Raw genomic sequence first — 2,041 nt, 5'->3', positions numbered from 1 at the left:
CCTCGTACACAAGCGCAACCTAACCTCCATGTCCTGGAAAGAAATCGATCAAGCGCAACAAAAATCATCACCAGCTAAACCACAGTAACCAAAATGAAAACTCCCGCAGAGCTCTCTAAAAAACTCGCCAAGCAATGGCAAAACTCTTCCCTGCGTGAGTCCCGCATCCTACACGGAGAAAACCTACCCATTCGGCTGCCTATAGGCAAACCCAGCCCATCACTTGTCCGTGATGACATCGCCGCGCTCCGCCGTCACCTCGACCTCTGGAGAAATGTTACCATTGGTAAAATTGTCACAAAACCCACAACCTACCGCACACTCGGTCAGGCCATAGATCTCCCCACCCATTGGGAAATTTCATCCACCGCTGACTGGGTTCTCGCCAGTAATTCGACCATAGTTCAGAACGAACATGCAACCTTAGAAACCATTCTTCATAGCTCACCCTCAGCATTTCATCCGCACTTCGTCAAAAAAAGATCTTCATGGTTAGGCAAACTAGCTGATGACATTATCAAGGCATCCCACTTAGCCTCACTCTTATCCCCCAATATCGCAAACGGAGCACCACTACGCGCCATTGCCCTCGCAGGCATTGACACAAAATTCATCGAACGCCACCGCCAGCTCATCATCCAGCTACTCGACATCCGTTACCACGGAAAAGTCTCAGAACTAGGACTAGAGAACTTCCTCGGAGCATGGCACGACAACGACCACTGGGTACTAGTATCCGACCTCAACAACAAGCTACTCCCCTTCTCCCAACAACGCGTCCGAACATCAGAACTCTTGAATCTGGACAAGATAAACGTCTCACACATCCTCATCGTTGAAAATGAAAAATGCCTACTCCAGATTCCAGAAATGCCAGATACCATAGCCATACTAGGATGCGGGCTAAACCTCCGATGGCTGGAGCATTCATGGCTAAAAAGTCGCGCTATAGCCTACTGGGGTGATATCGATACCTGGGGGTTAACCATGCTCTCCAACGCCAGATCCTACCTACCAACCATCTCCCCACTCCTCATGTCGCATGAGATCTTCTCTCTGCACAGCAAAGACAAAGCTGTAAGCGAACCCATACCAGCATCTTCCGATCCTCCACTCCTCCTTAACTCAGCTGAAAAATCCCTTTACACCCATCTCCTCCACACTCAACGAGGCCGCCTAGAGCAAGAATTCCTCCCCACCCCAACCATCCACGAACACCTCATACAATGGGTCACAAAATCATCGAGAAAGCTTATACTCTGATAAGTCATTAACTCTAAGTACCTCCTATAAGCCAATTTAACACCTAAAAAATGTATCATTTGATCACTATTGGCGGCGGGGCTGCTGGATTTTTTGGCTCTATCACTGCTGCTGAAAACGGCGCTCAGAGCGTCCTCATGTTGGAGAAATCCTCTAAGCTACTCGGGAAAGTTAAAATCTCTGGCGGAGGTCGCTGTAACGTCACCCACCATTGCTTTGATCCAACAGAGTTCAATAAATTCTACCCCCGACGAGGAAAATCGAAGAACGAAGCAAAGGTCTCTACCTCATCTAGCCCACTAGCTGCCTATCTCACATGGCCACCCTCAGTGTTGCTAGATCTGCGAAGAATTAGTTTACGTATTCATTTCACTTTACTTTATTCAACGAGTCGAGTCTCTGAATGCTACCCCTTTATCTGCCCCACCCTCTCCCTGTAGTTTACTCACCTTAGCAACAAGGTTACCCACTCAACATGTCACCACATCAGCACGCATTCTCGGACCCAAGTCAGACCTAAACTATATGGCACTCACACAAATACAAATCATCCAATCGCTCGGCGAAGCGATGAACTGGCTAGAACGCGAACTATCATGGGGGGGGCAATGGCTGAGCAGCGGCATCTGGTGGGCCGTATTGGCGAGCTCTATGCGGCGCTCATGACCAGTGGTCAGATGGCGCCTGAGACTAATCAAGCAGGATACGATGTGGTTTCATCATACGGTGAAAGGATCTCGGTGAAGACTACTACCCAATCTGGTCCTAGAGGCCACAT

At 48.9% G+C, this 2,041-nt stretch carries 1 protein-coding gene and 2 pseudogenes; all 3 read left to right on the top strand.

The genetic code is table 11. From position 1 onward, the window contains the following. Positions 1-93 precede the first annotated feature (93 nt). Positions 94-1,263 (top strand): Wadjet anti-phage system protein JetD domain-containing protein, encoded by a 1,170-nt coding sequence (locus tag ABGY95_RS11795; RefSeq protein ID WP_347441882.1) that lies wholly within the window; start codon positions 94-96, stop codon positions 1,261-1,263. Positions 1,264-1,313: 50 nt separating this feature from the next. Beyond that, positions 1,314-1,514 (top strand): annotated as a pseudogene (locus tag ABGY95_RS11790) (NAD(P)/FAD-dependent oxidoreductase); the annotation flags it as partial. A gap of 274 nt (positions 1,515-1,788) precedes the next feature. Beyond that, positions 1,789-2,041: pseudogene (locus tag ABGY95_RS11785) on the top strand (hypothetical protein); the annotation flags it as partial.

It is taken from the genome of Rubritalea sp. (genome assembly GCF_039830215.1).
Classification (GTDB): domain Bacteria; phylum Verrucomicrobiota; class Verrucomicrobiia; order Verrucomicrobiales; family Akkermansiaceae; genus Rubritalea.
This window is presented reverse-complemented; position numbering and strand designations above follow the sequence as displayed.